Origin of the sequence: Streptomyces sp. NPDC091649, assembly GCF_044756785.1 — a bacterium.
Classification (GTDB): Bacteria; Actinomycetota; Actinomycetes; order Streptomycetales; family Streptomycetaceae; genus Streptomyces.
In genome coordinates, this window is the sequence record NZ_JBIVTR010000001.1 from 408,465 (window position 1) to 428,512 (window position 20,048).

Annotated in this window: 19 protein-coding genes; 4 read left to right on the forward strand and 15 right to left on the reverse strand. The window is 70.2% G+C overall.

Annotated features, from left to right (window positions below):
- Positions 1-58: 58 nt before the first annotated feature.
- From ACIQMU_RS01745 to ACIQMU_RS01755, 3 genes are all read right to left on the reverse strand, one after another.
- On the reverse strand, positions 59-2,554 hold the full coding sequence (locus ACIQMU_RS01745; protein WP_402688044.1) for an ATP-binding protein: 2,496 nt from the start codon (positions 2,552-2,554) through the stop codon (positions 59-61).
- A gap of 307 nt (positions 2,555-2,861) precedes the next feature.
- Positions 2,862-3,185, reverse strand: a complete 324-nt coding sequence (locus ACIQMU_RS01750; protein ID WP_352238234.1) for an STAS domain-containing protein — start codon at positions 3,183-3,185, stop codon at positions 2,862-2,864.
- Positions 3,186-3,472: 287 nt separating this feature from the next.
- Entirely contained in the window at positions 3,473-4,321 is an 849-nt protein-coding gene (locus ACIQMU_RS01755) for a 3-hydroxyacyl-CoA dehydrogenase family protein (protein ID WP_352238233.1), read from the reverse strand.
- 267 nt (positions 4,322-4,588) lie between these two features.
- Here ACIQMU_RS01755 and ACIQMU_RS01760 point away from each other — a divergent pair, with 267 nt between their 5' ends.
- Complete coding sequence (locus ACIQMU_RS01760) at positions 4,589-5,161, forward strand: cob(I)yrinic acid a,c-diamide adenosyltransferase (protein WP_352238232.1); 573 nt, start codon at positions 4,589-4,591, stop codon at positions 5,159-5,161.
- Here the strand turns inward: ACIQMU_RS01760 and ACIQMU_RS01765 are convergent.
- Positions 5,158-5,727, reverse strand: coding sequence for a hypothetical protein (locus ACIQMU_RS01765; RefSeq protein WP_352238231.1), 570 nt, complete (start codon positions 5,725-5,727; stop codon positions 5,158-5,160). The genes ACIQMU_RS01760 and ACIQMU_RS01765 overlap by 4 nt on opposite strands.
- Before the next feature lie 151 nt (positions 5,728-5,878).
- Between ACIQMU_RS01765 and ACIQMU_RS01770 the strand changes: the two genes are divergently transcribed.
- From ACIQMU_RS01770 to ACIQMU_RS01780, 3 genes are all read left to right on the forward strand, one after another.
- On the forward strand, positions 5,879-7,102 hold the full coding sequence (locus tag ACIQMU_RS01770; RefSeq protein ID WP_402688045.1) for a sensor histidine kinase: 1,224 nt from the start codon (positions 5,879-5,881) through the stop codon (positions 7,100-7,102).
- Positions 7,099-7,773: a response regulator gene (locus ACIQMU_RS01775; protein WP_402688046.1), complete on the forward strand. Its 675-nt coding sequence runs from the start codon at positions 7,099-7,101 to the stop codon at positions 7,771-7,773. Before ACIQMU_RS01770 ends, ACIQMU_RS01775 begins: the two co-directional genes overlap by 4 nt.
- 170 nt (positions 7,774-7,943) lie before the next feature.
- A complete protein-coding gene (locus tag ACIQMU_RS01780) occupies positions 7,944-9,818 on the forward strand; it encodes a glycoside hydrolase family 18 chitinase (protein ID WP_352238228.1) in 1,875 nt (624 codons plus the stop codon).
- Positions 9,819-10,010: 192 nt separating this feature from the next.
- Here the strand turns inward: ACIQMU_RS01780 and ACIQMU_RS01785 are convergent, their stop codons facing one another.
- From ACIQMU_RS01785 to ACIQMU_RS01835, 11 genes are all read right to left on the reverse strand, one after another.
- On the reverse strand, positions 10,011-10,457 hold the full coding sequence (locus ACIQMU_RS01785) for a DUF2550 domain-containing protein (RefSeq protein ID WP_352238557.1): 447 nt from the start codon (positions 10,455-10,457) through the stop codon (positions 10,011-10,013).
- 133 nt (positions 10,458-10,590) lie between these two features.
- Positions 10,591-10,965: a F0F1 ATP synthase subunit epsilon gene (locus tag ACIQMU_RS01790; RefSeq protein ID WP_003966248.1), complete on the reverse strand. Its 375-nt coding sequence runs from the start codon at positions 10,963-10,965 to the stop codon at positions 10,591-10,593.
- A gap of 109 nt (positions 10,966-11,074) precedes the next feature.
- On the reverse strand, positions 11,075-12,517 hold the full coding sequence (gene atpD / locus ACIQMU_RS01795; RefSeq protein ID WP_352238227.1) for a F0F1 ATP synthase subunit beta: 1,443 nt from the start codon (positions 12,515-12,517) through the stop codon (positions 11,075-11,077).
- Positions 12,517-13,434, reverse strand: a complete 918-nt coding sequence (locus ACIQMU_RS01800; RefSeq protein WP_352238226.1) for a F0F1 ATP synthase subunit gamma — start codon at positions 13,432-13,434, stop codon at positions 12,517-12,519. The genes atpD and ACIQMU_RS01800 overlap by 1 nt, the downstream gene beginning before the upstream one ends.
- A gap of 3 nt (positions 13,435-13,437) precedes the next feature.
- Entirely contained in the window at positions 13,438-15,009 is a 1,572-nt protein-coding gene (gene atpA / locus ACIQMU_RS01805) for a F0F1 ATP synthase subunit alpha (protein WP_352238225.1), read from the reverse strand.
- A 128-nt stretch (positions 15,010-15,137) separates the two neighbouring features.
- The gene (locus tag ACIQMU_RS01810; RefSeq protein WP_352238224.1) at positions 15,138-15,953 is read right to left on the reverse strand and encodes a F0F1 ATP synthase subunit delta; all 816 of its coding nucleotides are present in this window, start codon (positions 15,951-15,953) and stop codon (positions 15,138-15,140) included.
- Positions 15,950-16,486: a F0F1 ATP synthase subunit B gene (locus ACIQMU_RS01815; protein ID WP_352238556.1), complete on the reverse strand. Its 537-nt coding sequence runs from the start codon at positions 16,484-16,486 to the stop codon at positions 15,950-15,952. Before ACIQMU_RS01815 ends, ACIQMU_RS01810 begins: the two co-directional genes overlap by 4 nt.
- 37 nt (positions 16,487-16,523) lie before the next feature.
- Positions 16,524-16,760: an ATP synthase F0 subunit C gene (gene atpE, locus ACIQMU_RS01820; RefSeq protein WP_003966254.1), complete on the reverse strand. Its 237-nt coding sequence runs from the start codon at positions 16,758-16,760 to the stop codon at positions 16,524-16,526.
- Between the two features lie 97 nt (positions 16,761-16,857).
- Positions 16,858-17,685 carry a F0F1 ATP synthase subunit A gene (gene atpB, locus ACIQMU_RS01825; RefSeq protein WP_352238223.1) on the reverse strand — a complete coding sequence of 276 codons (828 nt, stop codon included), beginning with the start codon at positions 17,683-17,685 and terminating at the stop codon, positions 16,858-16,860.
- A gap of 200 nt (positions 17,686-17,885) precedes the next feature.
- Positions 17,886-18,326, reverse strand: coding sequence for a hypothetical protein (locus tag ACIQMU_RS01830; RefSeq protein WP_352238222.1), 441 nt, complete (start codon positions 18,324-18,326; stop codon positions 17,886-17,888).
- Positions 18,327-18,593: 267 nt separating this feature from the next.
- The gene (locus tag ACIQMU_RS01835; RefSeq protein ID WP_352238221.1) at positions 18,594-19,976 is read right to left on the reverse strand and encodes an MraY family glycosyltransferase; all 1,383 of its coding nucleotides are present in this window, start codon (positions 19,974-19,976) and stop codon (positions 18,594-18,596) included.
- Positions 19,977-20,048: the final 72 nt, after the last annotated feature.

Sequence of the window (20,048 nt, forward strand, 5' to 3'; positions counted from 1 at the left end):
CCGCCCGGCTTCCGTCCGTCCGCGCCCCGGCCCGTCGTCCGTCCGCGCCCCGGCGCGCTCAGAGGGCCGGGTCGGTGGCCTCGCCGGACTCCGGGGCGGCGGCCGACTGCACGGGGCCGACCGCGGAGGAGGACACCTCCGCCGAACTCGAAGACGTCGTCGGGGTGGTGGGCGTCGGGGACGACGAGTCGCTCTCCGACCCGGACGGCGAGGGGCTCGGGCTCTCGCTCTCGCCGTCACTCTCGCTCGCCGAGGGCTCGGGCGAGCTCTCGGTCGGCGACGGATCGTCCGGGGAGCCGCTGCTCCCGCCGTCCGTCGGCCCGTCCGATCCCGGGGAGGCGCCGTCCGTGGCGGAGGCGCTGGGGGACGCGGAGCCGGACGTGCTCGGGCTCGCCGACCCCGAGGGGCCGGGGGTCGTGGGCGCCTCGCCGCCGGTCGTCGCCCCCGCCGGTACGGAGCCGCCCTCCGGCTCGTCCGCGGACGAACCGTCGTCGGTCGCGTCCTTCGTGGCCGTCTGCTCGGTGGTGACGTTGCGGCCGGCCGGCTCGTCGCCGTCGCCCGCGGTGACGCCGAGCGTGACGACGGTGCCGAGCACCGCGATCAGCAGGGCTCCCGCGCCCGCGGCGGCCAGATTGCGCCGGGCGCCGCCGAGGACGGCGCGCCCGCTTCCCTTGCGCACGGCGGGACCGGGCGGCAGCGAGGAGGCGACGGTGGGCTCCTCCCCGCCGGTGTGCCGGGCGAACACCGGCGCACCCGGGAACCCGCCGGGCGGCGTGCCCGGGGCCTCCTGGGACACGACGGGCACGTCGTCGCCCGAGGGGGTGCGGCCCGGCGGGGTGAAGTCGCCGGAGCGGTCCGCGACGAGGGCGAGCGCCCGGCGCCCGGCCACGGCCCCGGACCTGTCGGCGAGCGCACCGCGCATCCCGATCGAGGTCTCCAGCTCGGTGCGGGCCCGGTCCGCGTTGCCGGTGCAGAGCGCGAGGACACCCAACTCATGGTGGAAGTACGCCTCCTCGGCGACCTCACCGGCGATCCTGGCAGCCTCCTGGCCGATCCTGAGGGCCCGCTCCCAGGCCCCCCAGCCCAGCCCCGCGGCCAGGGCCGGGGAGGCGCTGCGGGCCAGCAGGACGGCCGCGCTGGCCGCGCCCGCCTCGTCGCCCGGTACCAGCCGGGCCAGGGCGGCGACGATCGCGTCGGCTTCGGCGACCGCCCGCTGCGGGGTGACCGAGGGGTGCGAGGTCCACCAGGCGTAGTGCTGGGCGGCGGTGCGGGCGTGGGCGGCGGCGTCGTCCTCGTAACCGGCCGCCGCCAGCTGGGCGAGGACTCCGGCGGCGAGGCGGTAGCGGGGGCCGGCCGGGGAGAGCAGACCGCAGCCCGCGAGCTCGCCGAGCGCGGCGTCCGCGTGGGTGTCGCCCACGAGGGCCGGCAGGTGGGCCTGGTGGGGCACCTCACCGCCGAGGGCGACGGCGAAGCGCAGCGCCGCACGGGCCGCCTCACTGAGCCGGGAGGCCAGCAGCGCGGCCGGGGCCGCGCCCTCGCCGAGGCTCGGCAGGGGGGCGTCCGGGGCTTCGGCGGCCGGCGCCTCGGGCGCGTCGTCCGCGCGTGGCTCGAAGGAGTCGTGCTCGTCGAAGGCGCCGGGGTCCGCGCGCAGCCGGTCGCGCTGGACGAGGAGGGAGCCGGCCTGGACGAAGCGGAGGGGCAGGCCCTCGGACTCGAACCAGAGGTCGCCCGCCCAGTTCCGTTCCTCCTCGGTGAGGGGGCGTTCGACGACCTTCTCCAGCAGGTCCAGTGAGGCGCTCCGGCCGAGTCCGGCGAGGAGCACCTCCTCCAGGTGGGCGTCGACGCCGGGGGTGGTGACGTCGGGGGTGGCGGCGAGCAGGAAGGCGCACTCGGGGGTGGCGGCGAGGAGTTCGTCGAGGGCCGCGCCGCCGATCTCCAGGTCGTCGATGGTGACGACGGCGCCGATGCCCCGGACGAGCGCGAGCAGTTCGTCCCGGTCGGGGCGGTGGCCCGGGGCCTTGTACACGGTGTCGAAGAGGGCGTGCAGCAGATCGGGACCGGTGCGGCCCCGGCCGTTGAGGCGGACGACCCCGTCGGGGGCCAGGTCCGCGCAGTCGGCGGCGACGGCGTCCAGCAGCGCGGTGCGGCCGGCGCCGGCCTGGCCGGTGAGGCGGACGCTGCGGCCGCGCGCCAGCAGGCGGACCAGGCGCTCGCGCTCCTCCTGGCGTTCCAGGAGGGGCGGCTGGGGAGCCGGCGGGCCGGCGGGCACGGGGGGAGCGCCGGCCCGTTCGTGGTCGGCGCGTTCGGCGGGGGCGCGGCGGACCGGGGCGTCGGGGCCCGAGCCGGGCGGGCACGCCTCGACCTCGCTGCCGTCGACGGGGTTGACCGTGAGCAGCAGGTCGCCGACGGTCAGCTGGACGACGCGGACCTGCTGCGGAGCCTGCTGGGCGAAGTCGGCGCCGGAGTCACGGGACGGCCGCCGGTGGCCCGGATCGCCGCCGGAGCGGTCGTGGCCCTGCCCGTACTCTTCCGGTGCCCGGTGTGTCGGGTCCATCGCAAAGTCCCCCAGACGCGTCGTGCGCGGTCGCCCTCCCGGCCTCACACGCGCCCCGCTGTCGCTTCCGGTCCGGTGTCCGCCCATGGGTTCGTCGTCATTCGGCGGACGGCCGAACCCTAGACCGTGACCCAGTATCCATAAACCGGCGGGGTGCCACGCCGTCCAGGACGTCACGTTCCGGTGAGGATTGCGTGACTTCTGCCTCCACGGACGGTCCGCCCGGCCGCCCGGTCCGCCCGGCCCGCGGACGGGCGAGCGGTGGGTGGCAGGGCTGAGCGGCGGGGTGAGCGGCGCGCGGAGGTCCTCAGACGCGCGGCAGCGACTCCGCGACGATGCCGCCCTCGATGGCCAGGATGCGGTGCAGCCGGGTGGCCACCAGCAGGCGCTGCATCTGCGGCGGCACGCCGCGCAGCACGAGACGGCGCCCGGCCCGCCCGGCGCGGCGGTGGGCCCCCATGATGACGCCGAGTCCGGTGGCGTCCCAGGAGTCCAGCTCGGTCAGGTCCAGCACGAGGTCGCCGACTCCGTCGTCCACGGCCGAGTGCAGGACCGTACGGGCGTCCGCCGCGCTTCGGACGTCGAGGCGGCCCCCGACGACCAGCTCGGCGTGGTCGCCCCTGATATGCATATGTGCTCCCCGGTCATGCTCCGTAGAAGGTCTGTCTGGCTGTGCTCTCCGGCCCGTGCTGTCCGGCCGCTCTGCTCGGCCGTCGGCGTTCGCCGCTGTCACCGGCCTTGCCCCTGCCACCACTGACTGTCGCGGCGACAGGGAAGTTGCCGTCTGTGAGCGAATCGATATCGAATTCACTCGGTGGAGTGACGCCGGTTCGGCGGTGACCGGTCACTGCCGGGTAGCGTCCCCGGCTTCCCCGGCCCGGACGGCGGCGGGCCGGCGGGCCGAGGGGGCGGCTCCGGTCAGTACGTGTAGAAGCCCTGCCCGCTCTTGCGCCCGATGTCACCTGCGTCGACCATCCGGCGCATCAGCTCCGGGGCGGCGAACTTCTCGTCCTGCGACTCGGTGTAGATGTTGCCCGTGGCGTGCAGCAGGATGTCGACGCCGGTCAGGTCCGCGGTGGCGAGCGGGCCCATGGCGTGGCCGAAGCCCAGCTTGCAGGCGGTGTCGATGTCCTCGGCGGAGGCGACGCCCGACTCGTACAGCTTCGCGGCCTCGACGACGAGCGCCGAGATCAGCCGGGTGGTGACGAAGCCCGCCACATCGCGGTTCACGACGATGCACGTCTTGCCGACCGACTCGGCGAACTCCCGCGCGGTGGCGAGGGTTTCGTCGCTGGTCTTGTAGCCGCGCACCAGCTCGCAGAGCTGCATCATCGGGACCGGCGAGAAGAAGTGCACGCCGACGACGCGCTCCGGACGCTCCGTCACGGCCGCGATCTTGGTGATCGGGATGGCGGAGGTGTTGGACGCGAGGACGGTGTGCTCACCGACGACCTTGTCCAGGGCCCGGAAGATCTCGTGCTTGACTTCCAGCTTCTCGAAGACGGCTTCCACCACGACGTCCGCGTCGGCCACCGCGTCGAGGTCGGTGGACGTCGTGATGCGGGCGAGCGCGGCCTCGGCGTCCGCCGCGTCCAGCTTGCCCTTGGAGACGAACTTGTCGTACGAGGCCCTGATGCCGTCACGGCCCCGGGTCAGCGCGGCGTCCGTGACGTCGCGCAGCACGACGTCCCAGCCCGCCTGGGCGGAGACCTGCGCGATCCCGGATCCCATGAGTCCGGCCCCGATGACGGCGAGCTTCCTGGCCACGTTCGCACCCCTTGGTTTCTGTTCGCCCGTGCGCTTCTGTTCACGGCGGTTCACATGCTCTCCGGCGGAGGTTAGTACCCGTCGGGCGCGCTGGGGCGGTGAAGAGATGCGCGTCACGTCTCAGATGACGGACATCACACCGGGACGTGTCATTCGGCTCCCCCGGGCGCACAGTTGAGGGCCCGGCCGCCGTCCGTCCCGCCGCCGCGGCCGTGACGGTGGGCACACGGCTCTTCCGGCGGGCCGGAGCGTAACTACGCTGGCCCCATGGTCAATCTGACGCGCATCTACACCCGGACCGGCGACCGGGGCACCACGGCCCTCGGCGACATGAGCCGCACCGCCAAGACCGATCTGCGGATCTCGGCGTACGCGGACGCCAACGAGGCCAACGCGGCGATCGGCGCCGCCATCGCGCTGGGGCAGCTTCCCGAGGAGCTGGTGAAGGTCCTCGTACGCGTCCAGAACGACCTCTTCGACGTGGGCGCGGACCTGTGCACCCCGGTGGTCGAGGACCCGGAGTACCCGCCACTGCGGGTCGAGCAGTCCTACATCGACAAGCTGGAGGCGGACTGCGACACCTTCCTGGAGGAGCTGGAGAAGCTCCGCAGCTTCATCCTCCCCGGCGGTACGCCCGGCGCGGCCCTGCTGCACCAGGCGTGCACCGTGGTCCGGCGCGCCGAGCGGTCCACCTGGGCGGCGCTGGAGGTGCACGGGGAGTCGATGAACACTCTGACCGCCACCTACCTCAACCGTCTCTCCGACCTCCTGTTCATCCTGGCACGGAGCGCGAACAAGGAGGTCGGGGACGTACTGTGGGTGCCGGGCGGCGAGCGCTAGCGGTCGGCCGGCTCCCGATCGGCCACCGCGCCCTTCGGGGCCTGCTTCGGGAAGAGGGTGTAGCTCCCGGCGATGACCAGGTTGATGCCGATCACCCAGGTCATCTTCTGCTGCCACATCCGCAGCGAGCCGCTGTCCCCGCCGGAGCCGACGTACCAGATCGCCGCCTGGAGCAGGCCCAGCGCGACCACCGACGCGAGGATCCAGCGGGCGGCGGTGCGCCACTCGTGGGCGGCGCGTGCCCTGCCGTACTTCGGCGGCTTCACCGGCGGCGGGCCGCCGAACCACCGGTGGGCGACGCGGGCGTCCACCCACTTGACGGTGGAGTGGCCCAGGCCCACGGTGAAGCCGATGTAGACGGCGGCGAGACCGTGCTTCCAGTCGGGTTCGGCGCCGTTCTTCAGGTCGATGGCCGTCACCACCAGCAGCACGACCTCCAGCAGCGGCTCGCACAGCAGGACGGCCGCGCCGAGCCTCGGTTTCCTCGCGACGTAGCGCAACGCGAGTCCGGCGGCCAGCAGCACCCAGAAAGCGACCTCGCAGAGCACGATCAGAATGGCGATCACGACTTCTCTCCTCCCGTTCTCCTCCAGCTTTCCGTCCGGCGGGCGGGGACGCGTCGTCGGCAGTGACGAAACAGGACTGCATCCTTCGATGTAGCCGCGCCTCGGCCCCGGAACGGAGGCCCGGCGGCGTTGCCGCGTGTTGGATGGAGGGGTGTCCACCGCGATCCGCTTCCACCGCGACGACGTCGCCCTCGCCGCCTCCGGGCTGCTCGGCGGGCTGCTCCTGTGGCTGCTGGGCCTGCACACCCAGGGCGGCCGCCCCTTCGCCGCCCCCTGGGTCACCCTCGTACCGCTGACCGTGATGGCCGCGATGGAGCTGCTGCGCCGCCGCGCGCCCCGGGCGGCACTGGCCGTCGGCGCCCTCGCGCTGATCGCGGACCAGCTCACCCGCGGCAGTCTGGCCACCGTCCTGATGTTCACGGACATCGTGTACGCGGCCGTGCTGTACGGGACCCCGGCCGCGGCGCGCCGGATCCCGGTGGCCACACTCCTGATCACCGTCGCGGTGACCATCGGCTTCCTGGGCTGGTTCCGCAGACCCGAGGCGCTGCTGATCGGCGTCGTCGCGGGGCTGCTCTCCTTCCTCCCCGCGATCGCCGGGGTCAGCGTGCGCAACCACCGCACCGCCGCCGACGCCGCCCGGCTGGCGGCCCGCCAGACCGCGCGGCTGGCCGAGGTGGACCGGACGCAGGCGGTGGTGGCCGAGCGCGCCCGGATGGCCCGGGAACTGCACGACATGGTGGCCAACCACCTCTCGGCCGTGGCGATCCACTCCACCGCCGCCCTGTCCATCGACGACCCGGAGACCTCACGGAACGCCCTGAAGGTGATCCGGGAGAACAGCGTCGAGGGGCTGGCGGAGATGCGGCGGCTGATCGGGCTGCTGAGGGAGGGCGGCGAGGATGACGCCCCGGCGGCGGCCCCGACGCTCGCCTCCCTGGACGCGTTGGTCGCGCAGGCGAACGCCAACGGGGCCTCCAGCGGGCTCGTCTGCGCCGTGGAGGACGCCCGGGGCCCGGGGGCGGGCGCGCTGCCGACGCCGGTGGAGCTGGCCGCGTACCGGATCGTTCAGGAGTCCCTGACCAACGCGCTCAAGCACGCGGCGCCGGGCCCGGTCGTGGTGCGGCTCCGCCTGGCCGGGGAGTTGCTGACGGTCGAGGTGACCAGTGTGCTGGGCCGCCGCCCCGGCCCCACGGCGCCGGGCTCGGGGGCGGGCCTGGTGGGCATGCGGGAGCGGGCGGCGCTGCTCGGCGGGACGTTTCACGCCGGGGCCGAGCCGTCCGGCGACGAGGGCGGCGGTGGCGGTGGCGGTGGCGACAGGATCTGGCGGGTGCGGGCCGAACTGCCCGTGACGGAGAGGACGGTGCGGGAATGACGATCCGGGTACTGGTGGCGGAGGATCAGTCAGCTGTGCGCGCGGGGCTGGTGCTGATCCTCGGCAGCGCGCCGGACATCGAGGTCGTCGGCGAGGCGGGCGACGGCGAGGCGGCGGTGCGCCTGGCCCGGGAACTCTGCCCGGATCTGGTGCTGATGGATGTGCAGATGCCGCGTCTGGACGGGGTGTCGGCGACGCGGCAGGTGGTCGCGGAAGGGCTCGCGGACGTCCTGGTCCTGACGACGTTCGATCTGGACGAGTACGTCTTCGGGGCGCTGCGCGCGGGCGCGTCCGGCTTCCTGCTGAAGAACACCGAAGCGCGGGGCCTGCTGGAGGCGGTACGCACGGTGGCGCGGGGCGAGGGGCTGATCGCCCCGGCCGTGACCCGCCGGCTGATCGCGGAGTTCGCCGGAACCGGCGGCGGAACCGGCAGCGGCACGGGCACCGCCCGCGGCCGGGTGGCCGCCGATCCGGCGGTGCTGGACGTGCTCACCCGGCGCGAACGCGAGGTGCTGGGATGCCTGGGCGAGGGCCTGTCGAACGCGGAGATCGCGCTGCGCCTCTCGATGGCCGAGGCCACGGTGAAGACCCACGTCAGCAGGCTGCTGGGCAAGCTGAAACTGCGCAGCCGGGTGCAGGCCGCCGTCCTGGCGCAGGAGTTGGGGATCTGAACGGGCTTCCCCGATCTTTGGTCCAGACCTCTTGACGATTGGTCCAGACCTTCCTACTGTCACCGACACACACACTGCGGTGAGTACAGCGCACCACGTACTCAGGGCGGCGCAGGGTTTGCAGTCCACGAATCACCCCCCGTTTGTTGGACCTCACCCGAGGAGCACCGTTGAGCACAGAATCCCCACAACGCCGTTCCAGATTCAGATGGATACCCACCCCGAGCGGCCGGTCCAAGGTCGTCGCGGGGCTGACCGCGCTGGTCGTGCCGCTGGCCGCGATGGTGGGGCTCGCCTCCCCCGCCTCGGCTGCCACGTCGGCCACCGCCACGTACACCAAGAAGTCGGACTGGGGCAGCGGCTTCGAGGGCCAGTGGACGGTGAAGAACACCGGCACCACCGCGCTCTCGTCCTGGACCATCGAGTGGGACTTCCCCTCGGGCACCTCGGCCGGCTCCGCCTGGGACGCCACCGTCACCAGCAGCGGCAACCACTGGACCGCCAAGAACCTCTCCTGGAACGGGACCGTGGCGCCCGGCGCCAGCGTCAGCTTCGGCTTCAACGGCACCGGCTCCGGCTCCCCCACGGGCTGCAAGCTGAACGGCGCCTCCTGTGACGGCGGCAGCGTGCCGGGCGACAACCCGCCCTCCGCCCCCGGAGCCCCCACCACCGGCGATGTCACCGACACCTCGGTGAAGCTCAGCTGGAGCGCCGCGACGGACGACAAGGGCGTCAAGAACTACGACGTGCTGCGCGACGGCGCGAAGGTCGCCACGGTCACCGGCACGACGTACACCAACACCGGTCTGACCGCGGGCACCGACTACTCCTACGCCGTGCAGGCCCGGGACACCGCCGACCAGACCGGCCCGGTCTCCGCCTCCGTCTCCGTGCGCACCACCGGCGGCGACCAGAACCCCGGCCCCGGCGGCGACAAGATCAACCTGGGCTACTTCACCAACTGGGGCGTCTACGGACGCAACTACCACGTCAAGAACCTGGTGACGTCCGGTTCGGCCGCGAAGATCACGCACATCAACTACGCCTTCGGCAACGTGCAGAACGGCAAGTGCACGATCGGTGACTCGTACGCCGACTACGACAAGGCGTACACGGCCGACCAGTCCGTCGACGGCGTCGCCGACACCTGGGACCAGCCGCTGCGCGGCAACTTCAACCAGCTGCGCAAGCTGAAGGCCAAGTACCCGCACATCAAGGTCCTCTGGTCGTTCGGCGGCTGGACCTGGTCCGGCGGCTTCCCCCAGGCCGCGCAGAACCCCGCCGCCTTCGCGCAGTCCTGCTACGACCTGGTCGAGGACCCCCGCTGGGCCGATGTCTTCGACGGCATCGACCTGGACTGGGAGTACCCCAACGCCTGCGGTCTGACCTGTGACACCAGTGGTCCGGGCGCGCTGAAGAAGCTCTCCGACGCCACCCGGGCGAAGTTCGGCTCGAAGAACCTGGTCACCGCCGCCATCACCGCGGACGCCTCGGCAGGCGGCAAGATCGACGCCACCGACTACGCCGGCGCGGCCCAGTCCATGGACTGGTACAACGTGATGACGTACGACTTCTTCGGCGCCTGGGCGAAGCAGGGCCCGACGGCCCCGCACTCGCCGCTGACCTCCTACACCGGCATCCCGCAGCAGGGCTTCACCTCCGCGGACGCCATCGCCAAGCTGAAGGCACAGGGCGTCCCGGCCAAGAAGCTGCTCCTCGGCATCGGCTTCTACGGCCGCGGCTGGACCGGCGTCACCCAGTCCGCCCCCGGCGGCACGGCGACCGGCGCGGCCTCGGGCACCTACGAGGCGGGCATCGAGGACTACAAGGTCCTCAAGAACAGCTGCCCGTCCACCGGTACCGTCGCCGGCACCGCGTACGCCCACTGCGGCACCAACTGGTGGAGCTACGACACCCCGGCCACCATCGGTTCGAAGATGACCTGGGCGAAGAACCAGGGCCTCGGTGGCGCGTTCTTCTGGGAGTTCTCCGGTGACACCGCCAACGGCGAACTGGTGAGCGCGATCGACAGCGGTCTCCAGTAGCCACGACGGTCACCCCCACGCCGTAACGGCAAGCACCACCCCGGAAAAGCGCCGGGGAGACGGGTCCGCCCCCCGTCTCCCCGGTTTTCGCTGTGTACGCCCGTGGCTACGCGGCCTCCGCCCCGGCCCGGACACGGTCCGGGGCCCCCCCGGACTCCGTCCAGGGGCGCCCCCGACCAGCGGGGCTGCCTCTCAGGCCACATTGACCCTCTGGCCGGGCGGTGCCGCCTCCAGCCAGGCGAGGAAGCCGGTCAGGGCGTCCTCGCTCATCGCCAGCTCCAGGCGTGTCCCGCGGTGCAGGCAGCCGAGCACGACGGAGTCGGACAGGAGCGCCAGCTCCTCCTCGCCCTCCGGCAGCCGGCGGGCGATCACCTCGATCGCAGAACGCTCCAGGCCCCGGCGGGGGCGAGGAGCGTAGGAGAAGACCCGGAACCAGTCGACGCGGTCACCGCTGTAGCGGGCGACCCCGTACACCCAGCCTTTGCCGAGGGAGTCCGGTTCCTCGGACACATCCCAGCGCAGACTGCAGTCGAAGGTTCCTCCGGACCGCTGGATCAACCGCCTTCGCAGACCGAAGACGAACAGTCCCAACAGGACCATGACGACGACGGACACGCCCACCCACAACGCGAGGACCATCTCCACCGACCTCCTCGCATCGTCGAGTAACGCGTACCGAAACCGTATTGCACCTGCATCGCCTCAGCCGCGACACGGCTGGATTGCTCCAGCTCGGGCCGCGGCTGAGTAAAAACATCTGTCAGTGGGGGTGCTAGCGCACCGCCACCGCGCGCAGTCGCACGTCGGCGCGCCGCTGGGCAGCGGCGTCCGCGTCCGACTTCGCGAGCTCCAGCGCACGCTCCGCACGCTCGACATCGATCTCGTCGGCCAGCTCGGCGATCTCGGCCAGCAGCGACAGCTTGTCGTCCGCGAACGAGATGAATCCACCGTGCACAGCGGCGATCACGGTGCCGCCCTCACTCGTGCGGATCGTCACCGGGCCCGATTCCAGCACACCGAGAAGCGGCTGGTGACCGGGCATGACGCCGATGTCGCCGGACGTGGTGCGCGCGACGACCAGGGTGGCCTCGCCGGACCAGACACTTCGGTCCGCGGCGACCAGCTCGACATGCAGCTCAGCAGCCAAGGGTGGCTCCTCGGGTCACCACCCGGCCGCCCGGCCGGGTGTTGGGTCAATTCTACGGGGCGTGGTGAGGGGGGCGGGACACACCCACCCCCCTCGGTGAGCCGGAGGCTCAGGAGACGCCGAGCTCCTTGGCCTTGGCCTTGAGGTCGTCCAGGCCACCGCACATGAAGAACGCCTGCTCGGGGAAGTGGTCGTAGTCCCCGTCGCAGATCGCGTTGAACGCGGCGATCGACTCGTCGAGCGGCACGTCCGAACCGTCCAGGCCGGTGAACTGCTTGGCGGCGTGGGTGTTCTGCGACAGGAAGCGCTCGACGCGACGAGCACGGTGGACAACGAGCTTGTCCTCCTCGCCCAGCTCGTCGATACCGAGGATCGCGATGATGTCCTGGAGGTCCTTGTACTTCTGCAGGATCCCCTTGACGCGGCTGGCCGCGGCGTAGTGCTCCTGCGAGATGTAGCGCGGGTCCAGGATGCGGGACGTGGAGTCCAGCGGGTCCACGGCCGGGTAGATGCCCTTCTCGGAGATCGGACGGGAGAGAACCGTCGTCGCGTCGAGGTGGGCGAACGTGGTGGCCGGGGCCGGGTCGGTCAGGTCGTCCGCGGGGACGTAGATCGCCTGCATCGAGGTGATCGAGTGACCACGCGTCGAGGTGATGCGCTCCTGGAGCACACCCATCTCGTCGGCCAGGGTCGGCTGGTAACCCACCGCGGACGGCATACGGCCGAGCAGCGTGGAGACCTCGGAGCCGGCCTGCGTGAAGCGGAAGATGTTGTCGATGAAGAGCAGCACGTCCTGCTTCTGCACATCGCGGAAGTACTCCGCCATGGTCAGGGCGGACAGGGCCACGCGCAGACGCGTCCCCGGCGGCTCGTCCATCTGGCCGAAGACGAGCGCGGTCTTCTCCAGAACGCCCGACTCGGTCATCTCGTCGATGAGGTCGTTGCCCTCACGGGTGCGCTCACCGACACCGGCGAACACCGACACACCGTCGTGCAGCTTCGCCACACGCATGATCATTTCCTGGATGAGGACCGTCTTGCCGACGCCCGCACCACCGAACAGACCGATCTTGCCGCCCTTGACGTACGGGGTCAGCAGGTCGACGACCTTCAGGCCGGTCTCGAACATCTCGGTCTTCGACTCGAGCTGGTCGAAGGCCGGGGCCTTGCGGTGGATCGGCCAGCGCTCGGTGATCTGCGCCTCGGCCTCCGGCTCGTTCAGGATCTGACCGAGGGTGTTGAACACCTTGCCCTTGGTGATGTCACCGACGGGGACGGTGATGCCCGCACCCGTGTCGGTCACCGGGGCCTGGCGGACCAGACCGTCGGTGGGCTGCATCGAGATCGCGCGGACCACGCCGTCGCCCAGGTGCTGGGCGACCTCGAGGGTCAGCGTCTTGCGGGCGCCGTCCTCGGCCGGGTCGGCGACCTCGACGTGGAGGGCGTTGTAGATCTCCGGCATCGCGTCGACGGGGAACTCCACGTCGACGACCGGGCCGATGACCCGGGCGACGCGGCCCGTGGCAGCGGCCGTCTCAACAGCGGTGGTCATTACTTGTCACTCCCCGCGGTCGCGTCGGCCAGCGCACTGGCACCGCCGACGATCTCGCTGATTTCCTGGGTGATTTCGGCCTGGCGGGCCGCGTTGGCAAGCCGGGACAGGCTCTTGATGAGGTCCCCGGCGTTGTCGGTGGCCGACTTCATCGCGCGGCGGCGGGCAGCGTGCTCGGAGGCTGCTGCCTGCAGCAGTGCGTTGTAGATGCGGCTCTCGACGTAGCGCGGCAGAAGGGCGTCGAGGACGTCCTCGGCCGACGGCTCGAAGTCGAACAGCGGCAGGATCTCACCCTTGCGGGCGTTCTCCTTCGCCACCTCGTCGAGCGAAAGCGGCAGCATCCGGTCGTCGACCGCGTTCTGCGTCATCATCGACACGAATTCCGTGAAGACGATGTGCAGCTCGTCGACGCCGCCCTCGGCCGTGTCCCGCTGGATGGCCTCGATCAACGGGGCGGCGACGCGCTTGGCATCGGCGTACGCCGGGTTGTCGGTGAAGCCGGTCCAGAAGTCCTCGACCTTGCGCTCGCGGAAGCCGTAGTACGCGACACCCTTGCGGCCGACGATGTACGTGTCGACCTCCTTGCCCTCGGAGGCAAGGCGCTCCCGCAGCCGCTCCGCGGCCTTGATGGCGTTGGAGGAGTAGCCGCCGGCCAGACCGCGGTCGCTCGTGACGAGCAGGACCGCGGCCCGGGTCGGGGTCTCGACCTCGGTGGTGAGCGGGTGCTTGGCGTTGGAGCCGGTCGCCACCGCGGTCACCGCACGGGTGAGCTCGGTCGCGTACGGCTTGGACGCCGCCACCCTGCGCTGCGCCTTGACGATGCGCGAGGCGGCGATCATCTCCATCGCCTTGGTGATCTTCTTGGTCGCGGTGACGGCTTGGATGCGGCGCTTGTAAACGCGAAGCTGAGCGCCCATCGATCAGCCCTCGCCCAGGAGCTTGCCGTCCGAGGTCTCGAACTGCTGCTTGAAGGCGGCGATCGCGTCGGCGATCGACTGCAGCGTGTCGTCGGACATCTTGCCGCCCTCGGCGATGCTGGTCAGGAGGTCCTTGCGCTCGCGGCGCAGGAACTCCAGCAGCTCGCCCTCGAAGCGACGGATGTCCTCGACCGGGACGTCGTCCATCTTGCCCGTGGTACCGGCCCAGACCGAGACGACCTGCTCCTCCATGGGAAACGGGGCGTACTGCGGCTGCTTCAGCAGCTCGACCATGCGCTTACCGCGCTCCAGCGAAGCCTTCGAGGCCGCGTCCAGGTCGGAACCGAAGGCGGCGAACGCCTCCAGCTCGCGGTACTGGGCGAGGTCCACGCGAAGCCGGCCGGAGACCTGCTTCATGGCCTTGTGCTGGGCGGAGCCACCGACTCGGGAGACCGAGATACCGACGTTGAGCGCCGGACGCTGACCCGCGTTGAACAGGTCGGACTCCAGGAAGCACTGGCCGTCGGTGATGGAGATGACGTTGGTCGGAATGAACGCCGACACGTCGTTCGCCTTGGTCTCGACGATCGGGAGGCCCGTCATCGAACCGGCGCCCATCTCGTCGGAGAGCTTGGCGCAGCGCTCCAGCAGACGCGAGTGCAGGTAGAAGACGTCACCCGGGTATGCCTCGCGGCCCGGCGGGCGGCGCAGCAGCAGGGACACGGCGCGGTAGGCGTCGGCCTGCTTCGAGAGGTCGTCGAAGATGATCAGGACGTGCTTGCCCTGGTACATCCAGTGCTGGCCGATGGCCGAACCGGTGTACGGCGCCAGGTACTTGAAGCCGGCCGGGTCGGACGCCGGGGCGGCGACGATGGTCGTGTACTCCAGCGCACCGGCCTCTTCGAGCGCACCACGCACGGAGGCGATGGTGGAACCCTTCTGACCGATGGCGACGTAGATGCAGCGCACCTGCTTGTTCACGTCGCCCGAGCGCCAGTTGTCGCGCTGGTTGATGATCGTGTCGACGGCCAGAGCGGTCTTACCCGTCTGACGGTCGCCGATGATCAGCTGACGCTGGCCGCGGCCGATCGGCACCATGGCGTCGACGGCCTTGTAGCCGGTCTGCATCGGCTCGTGCACCGACTTGCGGACCATGACGCCAGGGGCCTGCAGCTCGAGGGCGCGGCGGCCGTCGGTCGCGATCTCGCCGAGACCGTCGATCGGCTGGCCGAGCGGGTCGACGACACGGCCGAGGTAGCCCTCGCCGACGCCTACGGAGAGCACCTCACCGGTGCGCTGCACCGGCTGGCCCTCCTCGATGCCGCTGAACTCGCCGAGGACGATCGCACCGATCTCGCGCTCCTCGAGGTTGAGGGCGAGACCGAGGGTGCCGTCCTCGAACTTCAGCAGCTCGTTCGCCATGGCGGAGGGAAGTCCCTCCACCTTCGCGATGCCGTCGCCGGCAACGCTGACCGTACCGACCTCCTCGCGCGAGGCCGCGTCCGGCTTGTACGACTGGACAAAGTTCTCCAGCGCGTCCCGGATCTCCTCCGGCCGGATCGTGAGCTCCGCCATCTGGGTTCCCTGCTCTCCTTGTTGGGCCCGAAGTTTCTTAAGGGGGTCTGGGGGCCGACCCCCAGGAATCTTCTGCAATTTCTGCACGGCCCAACCGGGCCGCTGGTCTTGCTTGTTCTTGCTCTGTGTCAGCCGGCCATGCGGCGGGTCGCCTCTTCGAGGCGCTCCGCGACGGTGCCGTTGATGATCTCGTCACCGACGCGCACCGAGATCCCGCCGAGGACCGTGGGGTCCACGTCCAGGTTCAGGTGCATCTGCCGGCCGTAGAGCTTCGCCAGGGCGTCGCCGAGGCGCTGCTTCTGCCGGTCGCTGAGCGGCACCGCCGAGGTGACGACGGCGACCATGCGGTCCCGGCGCTCCGCGGCGAGCTTGGACAGTGAGTCCAGCCCGGCTTCCAGGCTACGTCCACGGGGCTGGGTGACCAGGCGGACGATGATCCGCTCGGTGACCGGCTGCGCCTTGCCGCCGAGCAGGCTGCGCAGCAGCTCGCTCTTGGCGGACGCCGTGGCCGTACGGCTGGTGAGCGCGGACCGCAGGCCCGTGTCGGAGCCGACGATCCGGCCGAAGCGGAACAGCTCGTCCTCGACGTCGTCGAGGCGGCCGCCGCGCTGGGCCGCGGTGAGGTCTGCGGTGTTCGCCAGCTCCTCGACCGAGTCCACCAGGTCACGGGAGTACGACCAGCGGGACCGGACGAGTCCGGACACCAGGTCGACAGTCTCTCCGCCGACCTGCCCGCTGAGCAGACGCGCGGCCAGCTCGGCCTTGCTCTCGCCGCTCTGGGCCGGGTCGGTGAGGACCCGGCGCAGGGATACTTCGCGGTGGAGCAGTGCCGTGACCGATGCCAGCTCCTCGGCGAGCTTCGCCGCGTCGACCGACGTGTTGTCGGTCAGCGCGTCGAGACGCTCGCGTGCGGCAGCCAGTGCTTCGCGGCTCGCGCCGTTCATCGGGCCGCCTCGGCCTTCGCCTCGAGCTCGTCGAGGAAACGGTCGACGGTGCCGCTCTGCCGGGCGTGGTCCTGGAGGGACTCCCCGACGAGCTTGCCGGCCAGGTCGGTGGCGAGCTTGCCGACGTCCTGGCGCAGCGCGGAGGCCGCGGCCTTGCGGTCGGCCTCGATCTGGGTGTGGCCGGCGGCGATGATCTCTTCGCGCTGCCGCTGACCTTCCGCCTTCATCTCCTGGATGATGACGGCACCCTGCTCCTGCGCCTCCTGGCGCAGACGGGCGGCCTCGTGGCGGGCCTCGGCGAGCTGAGCCTTGTACTGCTCAAGAACGCTCTGGGCCTCGGTCTGAGCCGCTTCGGCCTTCTCGATGCCACCTTCGATCGCCTCGCGGCGCTCTTCCAGGGTCTTGTTGATCACCGGAAGCAGCTTCTTCGAGAAGACGAAGAAGACGATGCCGAAGCAGATCAGGCCGATGACGACTTCAGGCCAGACCGGGAGCAGAGGGCTCTGCGGTTCCTCGGCTGCCAGGTACATCATGGTGGACCTTTCGTCGAATGGAGCTACAGCCACAACGTCACTTGACGATGAACGGAACGACGAAGCCGATCAGGGCGAGGGCCTCGACGACGGCGAAGCCGAGCAGCATGTTCTGGCGGATGAGGCCGGCAGCCTCGGGCTGGCGGGCGATGGCCTGCACACCGTTACCGAAGATGATGCCGATGCCGATGCCGGGGCCGATCGCGGCGAGGCCGTAGCCAATGGTGCCGACGTTGCCGTTCACGGCCGCGAGGGTCTCGAAAGCAGCAGACATGTCCGTGGTTCCTTCTCTTGGTGGGACCGGTGGAAAGTGTCTTCACACCGGGCGTCTGGGGTGGGTGAGGAATCGAGCCGGAGGGCTCGGGGGTTCCTCAGTGGGCTTCTTCGAGCGCCTGGGAGAGGTACGTGGCGGTCAGCACCGTGAACACATATGCCTGAAGGGCCTGGATGAACATCTCGAACACGGTCAGGACCAGCGTCATGATGAACGACGCTCCGGCGTAGACCGTGCCGAGGACGGTGCCGAGCATGTACCAGGTGGCGATCGTGAAGATCAGGATCAGGATGTGGCCCGCGAACATGTTCGCGAAGAGTCGTACCGCCAGCGTGAACGGCCGGACGAAGACGTTGGAGATGAACTCCAGCGGCGTCAGCAGCACGTAGATCGGCTTGGGCAGACCACTCGGGACGCAGAGGTTGCGGATGCCCCCGACGAGCCCGTTCGTCCGGAACGTCACCGTCATGTACGTCACCCAGACCACCAGCGCCAGACCGACGGGGTAGGCGATGACGGAGCTGACGGGGAACTGGGCGAGCGGAATGATGGCCCAGAGGTTCAGGATCCAGACGAAGAAGAAGAGCGAGACCAGCAGAGGGACGAAGGGCTCGCCCTTCTTGCCGATGACCTCACGGGCGATGCCGCGGTGGACGAAGTCGTACAGCGCCTCGGCGACCATCTGGAGCTTGCCCGGGACGACCTTGGGCTTCGAGAAACCGGCCCAGAAGAAGGCCAGGATCGCGAATGTGCCGATGATCGCGAGCAGCATGGGCTTGTTGAACTCGACAGGCCCAATGGTGAAGAGCGGCTCGAAGAGGAACGACCACACGCTGGGGGCATGAAACCCGCAGTCCTTGAACAGGTGGCAGTTCGTCTCGAAGGCGAGCGTCTGGGCGTCAGTCACCAAGAGCTCCTTCTGCATGGCGCATGGATGCGGCTACCTCGTTGTGTCGGAGCGGCGGGTGGCCGCAGGTCGGCACCGGACTGGTTCTTACGGTGAGGAGGCGGCGGCCGGGCCCGAAGCCTCGCGATGAATCATGCGACCGCCCTGTTGCCCGCGCTCGCACTACCGCAACCGAGACCGGACGATAGCAGCACGTCGAACACGGCTTTATTCCGGCCCTACTCGTCACGATCTCCCCCAGCTCCGCCCGGACGGTTCCGGGTCTCCGCGTCGGGGTCGACGTAAAGGGTCTTGCTCCGGGAATGCAGCACGGCCTGTGTGGTGATCCACGTGATGACGGCCGCGACCAGCGAGAGGGCGAAGACCTGAAGATCGAAGAGCGTGGTGTTCCTGATGCTCAGGATGAAGATGAGCAGGAGCACGAGCTGAGCCGAGTAAATCATCAGCCCCATGCCCTGGAACAGGTGAGGCATGGTCTTGCCGACCCAGTTGAGCGCCAGCAGTCCGAGCGCCATGAAGACGATCACGACCACGCAGCCGACCGCGGCGCCGATCGCCCCCTCGCCACCGGCGAGCAGGCCGCCGACGAGCGTGGCGACGGCTCCCACTGCGGCGGTGGGGGTGGCGATGCGCAGTAGTTCGCGCATGTCGGACTGCATGGCGGCAGCTCCACTGGTCTGAGGGGAGGAATGGGGCGTCGTCATGGACGAGCGTAGGCCCGGTCCGCGAGGCGGATCTTCGGGCCAATGGACCGTGTTACCAAGGTCCTTCGGCTCCGTCACCGGGTCTCGTGAACGGTATCACAAACTATTTGATGAGGTCTTTACCTGAAAAGTGTGCCAACTGTCACACATGAGAGTGACGGCGCGCGTGTGTGCACGACAAGTAGGCGCAATGTCTGGTAATGCACCGCGGATCCCGAATCGTCAATGTGACGAGTCGATGGAGCGGCGATCCGGGAACCGCGAACGAGCGCCGATCGCGGTAGCGCCGTTGACGCCGGACACCCCGACCGCCACGGGAGCCCGTTCGTCGCTCTCCTCGTCCATCGGAGCGTCCGCTGAGCCCTGTTGGGCTCCGGAGGTCCCGGGCGCCGGCTGCTCCTCGTGCGAGGAAGAGGGCTCCTGCACCGCAGCCCGGCGGTAGCGCGGCGGCACGATGCGGTTGGCCCAGTGCGGGGCGCGCGGGGTGAAGCGCGGCATCAGCAGCAGGACCAGTCCCATGGTGCTCGCCGCGATGATGACGAAGACGATCCACATCGAGGCCGAGTGCACCGAGTAGCCGACGGCGCCGAACGCGATGAGTGCCGACCAGAAGTACATGATCAGCACGGCCCGGCTGTGCGAGTGGCCGATCTCCAGCAGCCGGTGGTGCAGATGGCCCCGGTCGGCGGCGAACGGCGACTGGCCGTTCCAGGTGCGCCGGACGATCGCGAGGACCAGATCGGCTGCCGGGATCGCGATGATCGTCAGCGGCAGCACCAGCGGGATGAAGACCGGGAGCATCGCGTGGGTGGCCCCGCGCTCGCTGCCGAAGATCTGCATGTTGTCCGGGTCGACCTGACCCGTGATCGAGATCGCGCCCGCCGCCAGCACCAGGCCGATCAGCATCGAGCCCGAGTCGCCCATGAAGATCCGCGCCGGGTGCATGTTGTGCGGCAGGAAGCCGAGGCACATGCCCATCAGGATCGCCGCGAACAGGGTCGCGGGGGCCGCCGCCTCGATGCCGTACCCCATCCAGAGGCGGTAGGCGTACAGGAAGAAGGCCGCCGACGCGATGCACACCATGCCCGCCGCGAGGCCGTCCAGGCCGTCGACGAAGTTGACCGCGTTGATCGTGATGACGACCAGCGCCACCGTGAGCAGCGTGCCCTGCCACTGGGTGAGGGCGACCGTGCCGACGCCGGGGATCGGCAGCCACAGGATCGTGAGGCCCTGGATGACCATGACGGCGGCGGCGATCATCTGGCCGCCCAGCTTGATCAGGGCGTCGATCTCGAACTTGTCGTCGAGGACGCCGATCAGCCAGATCAGGGCGGCGCCGGAGAGCAGCGCCCTCGGCTCGTTGGAGAGCTCGAAGACGCCCTTCAGGTTGAAGAGGTGGTCGGCCACGATCAGCCCCGCGCACAGTCCGCCGAACATGGCGATCCCACCGAGCCGGGGTGTCGGCTCCCGGTGGACGTCACGCGCACGGATCGCGGGCATCGCCCCGACCGCGATGGCGAACTTACGCACCGGTCCGGTCAGCAGATAAGTCACCGCTGCCGTGACACAGAGCGTCAGCAGGTAATCACGCACGGGCTGCCCCACAGAACTCGCCGGCCATCCAAAACCCACACCCTAGTCTCTGGAACAAGGACTCCACGGTACGGGTGATGGTTG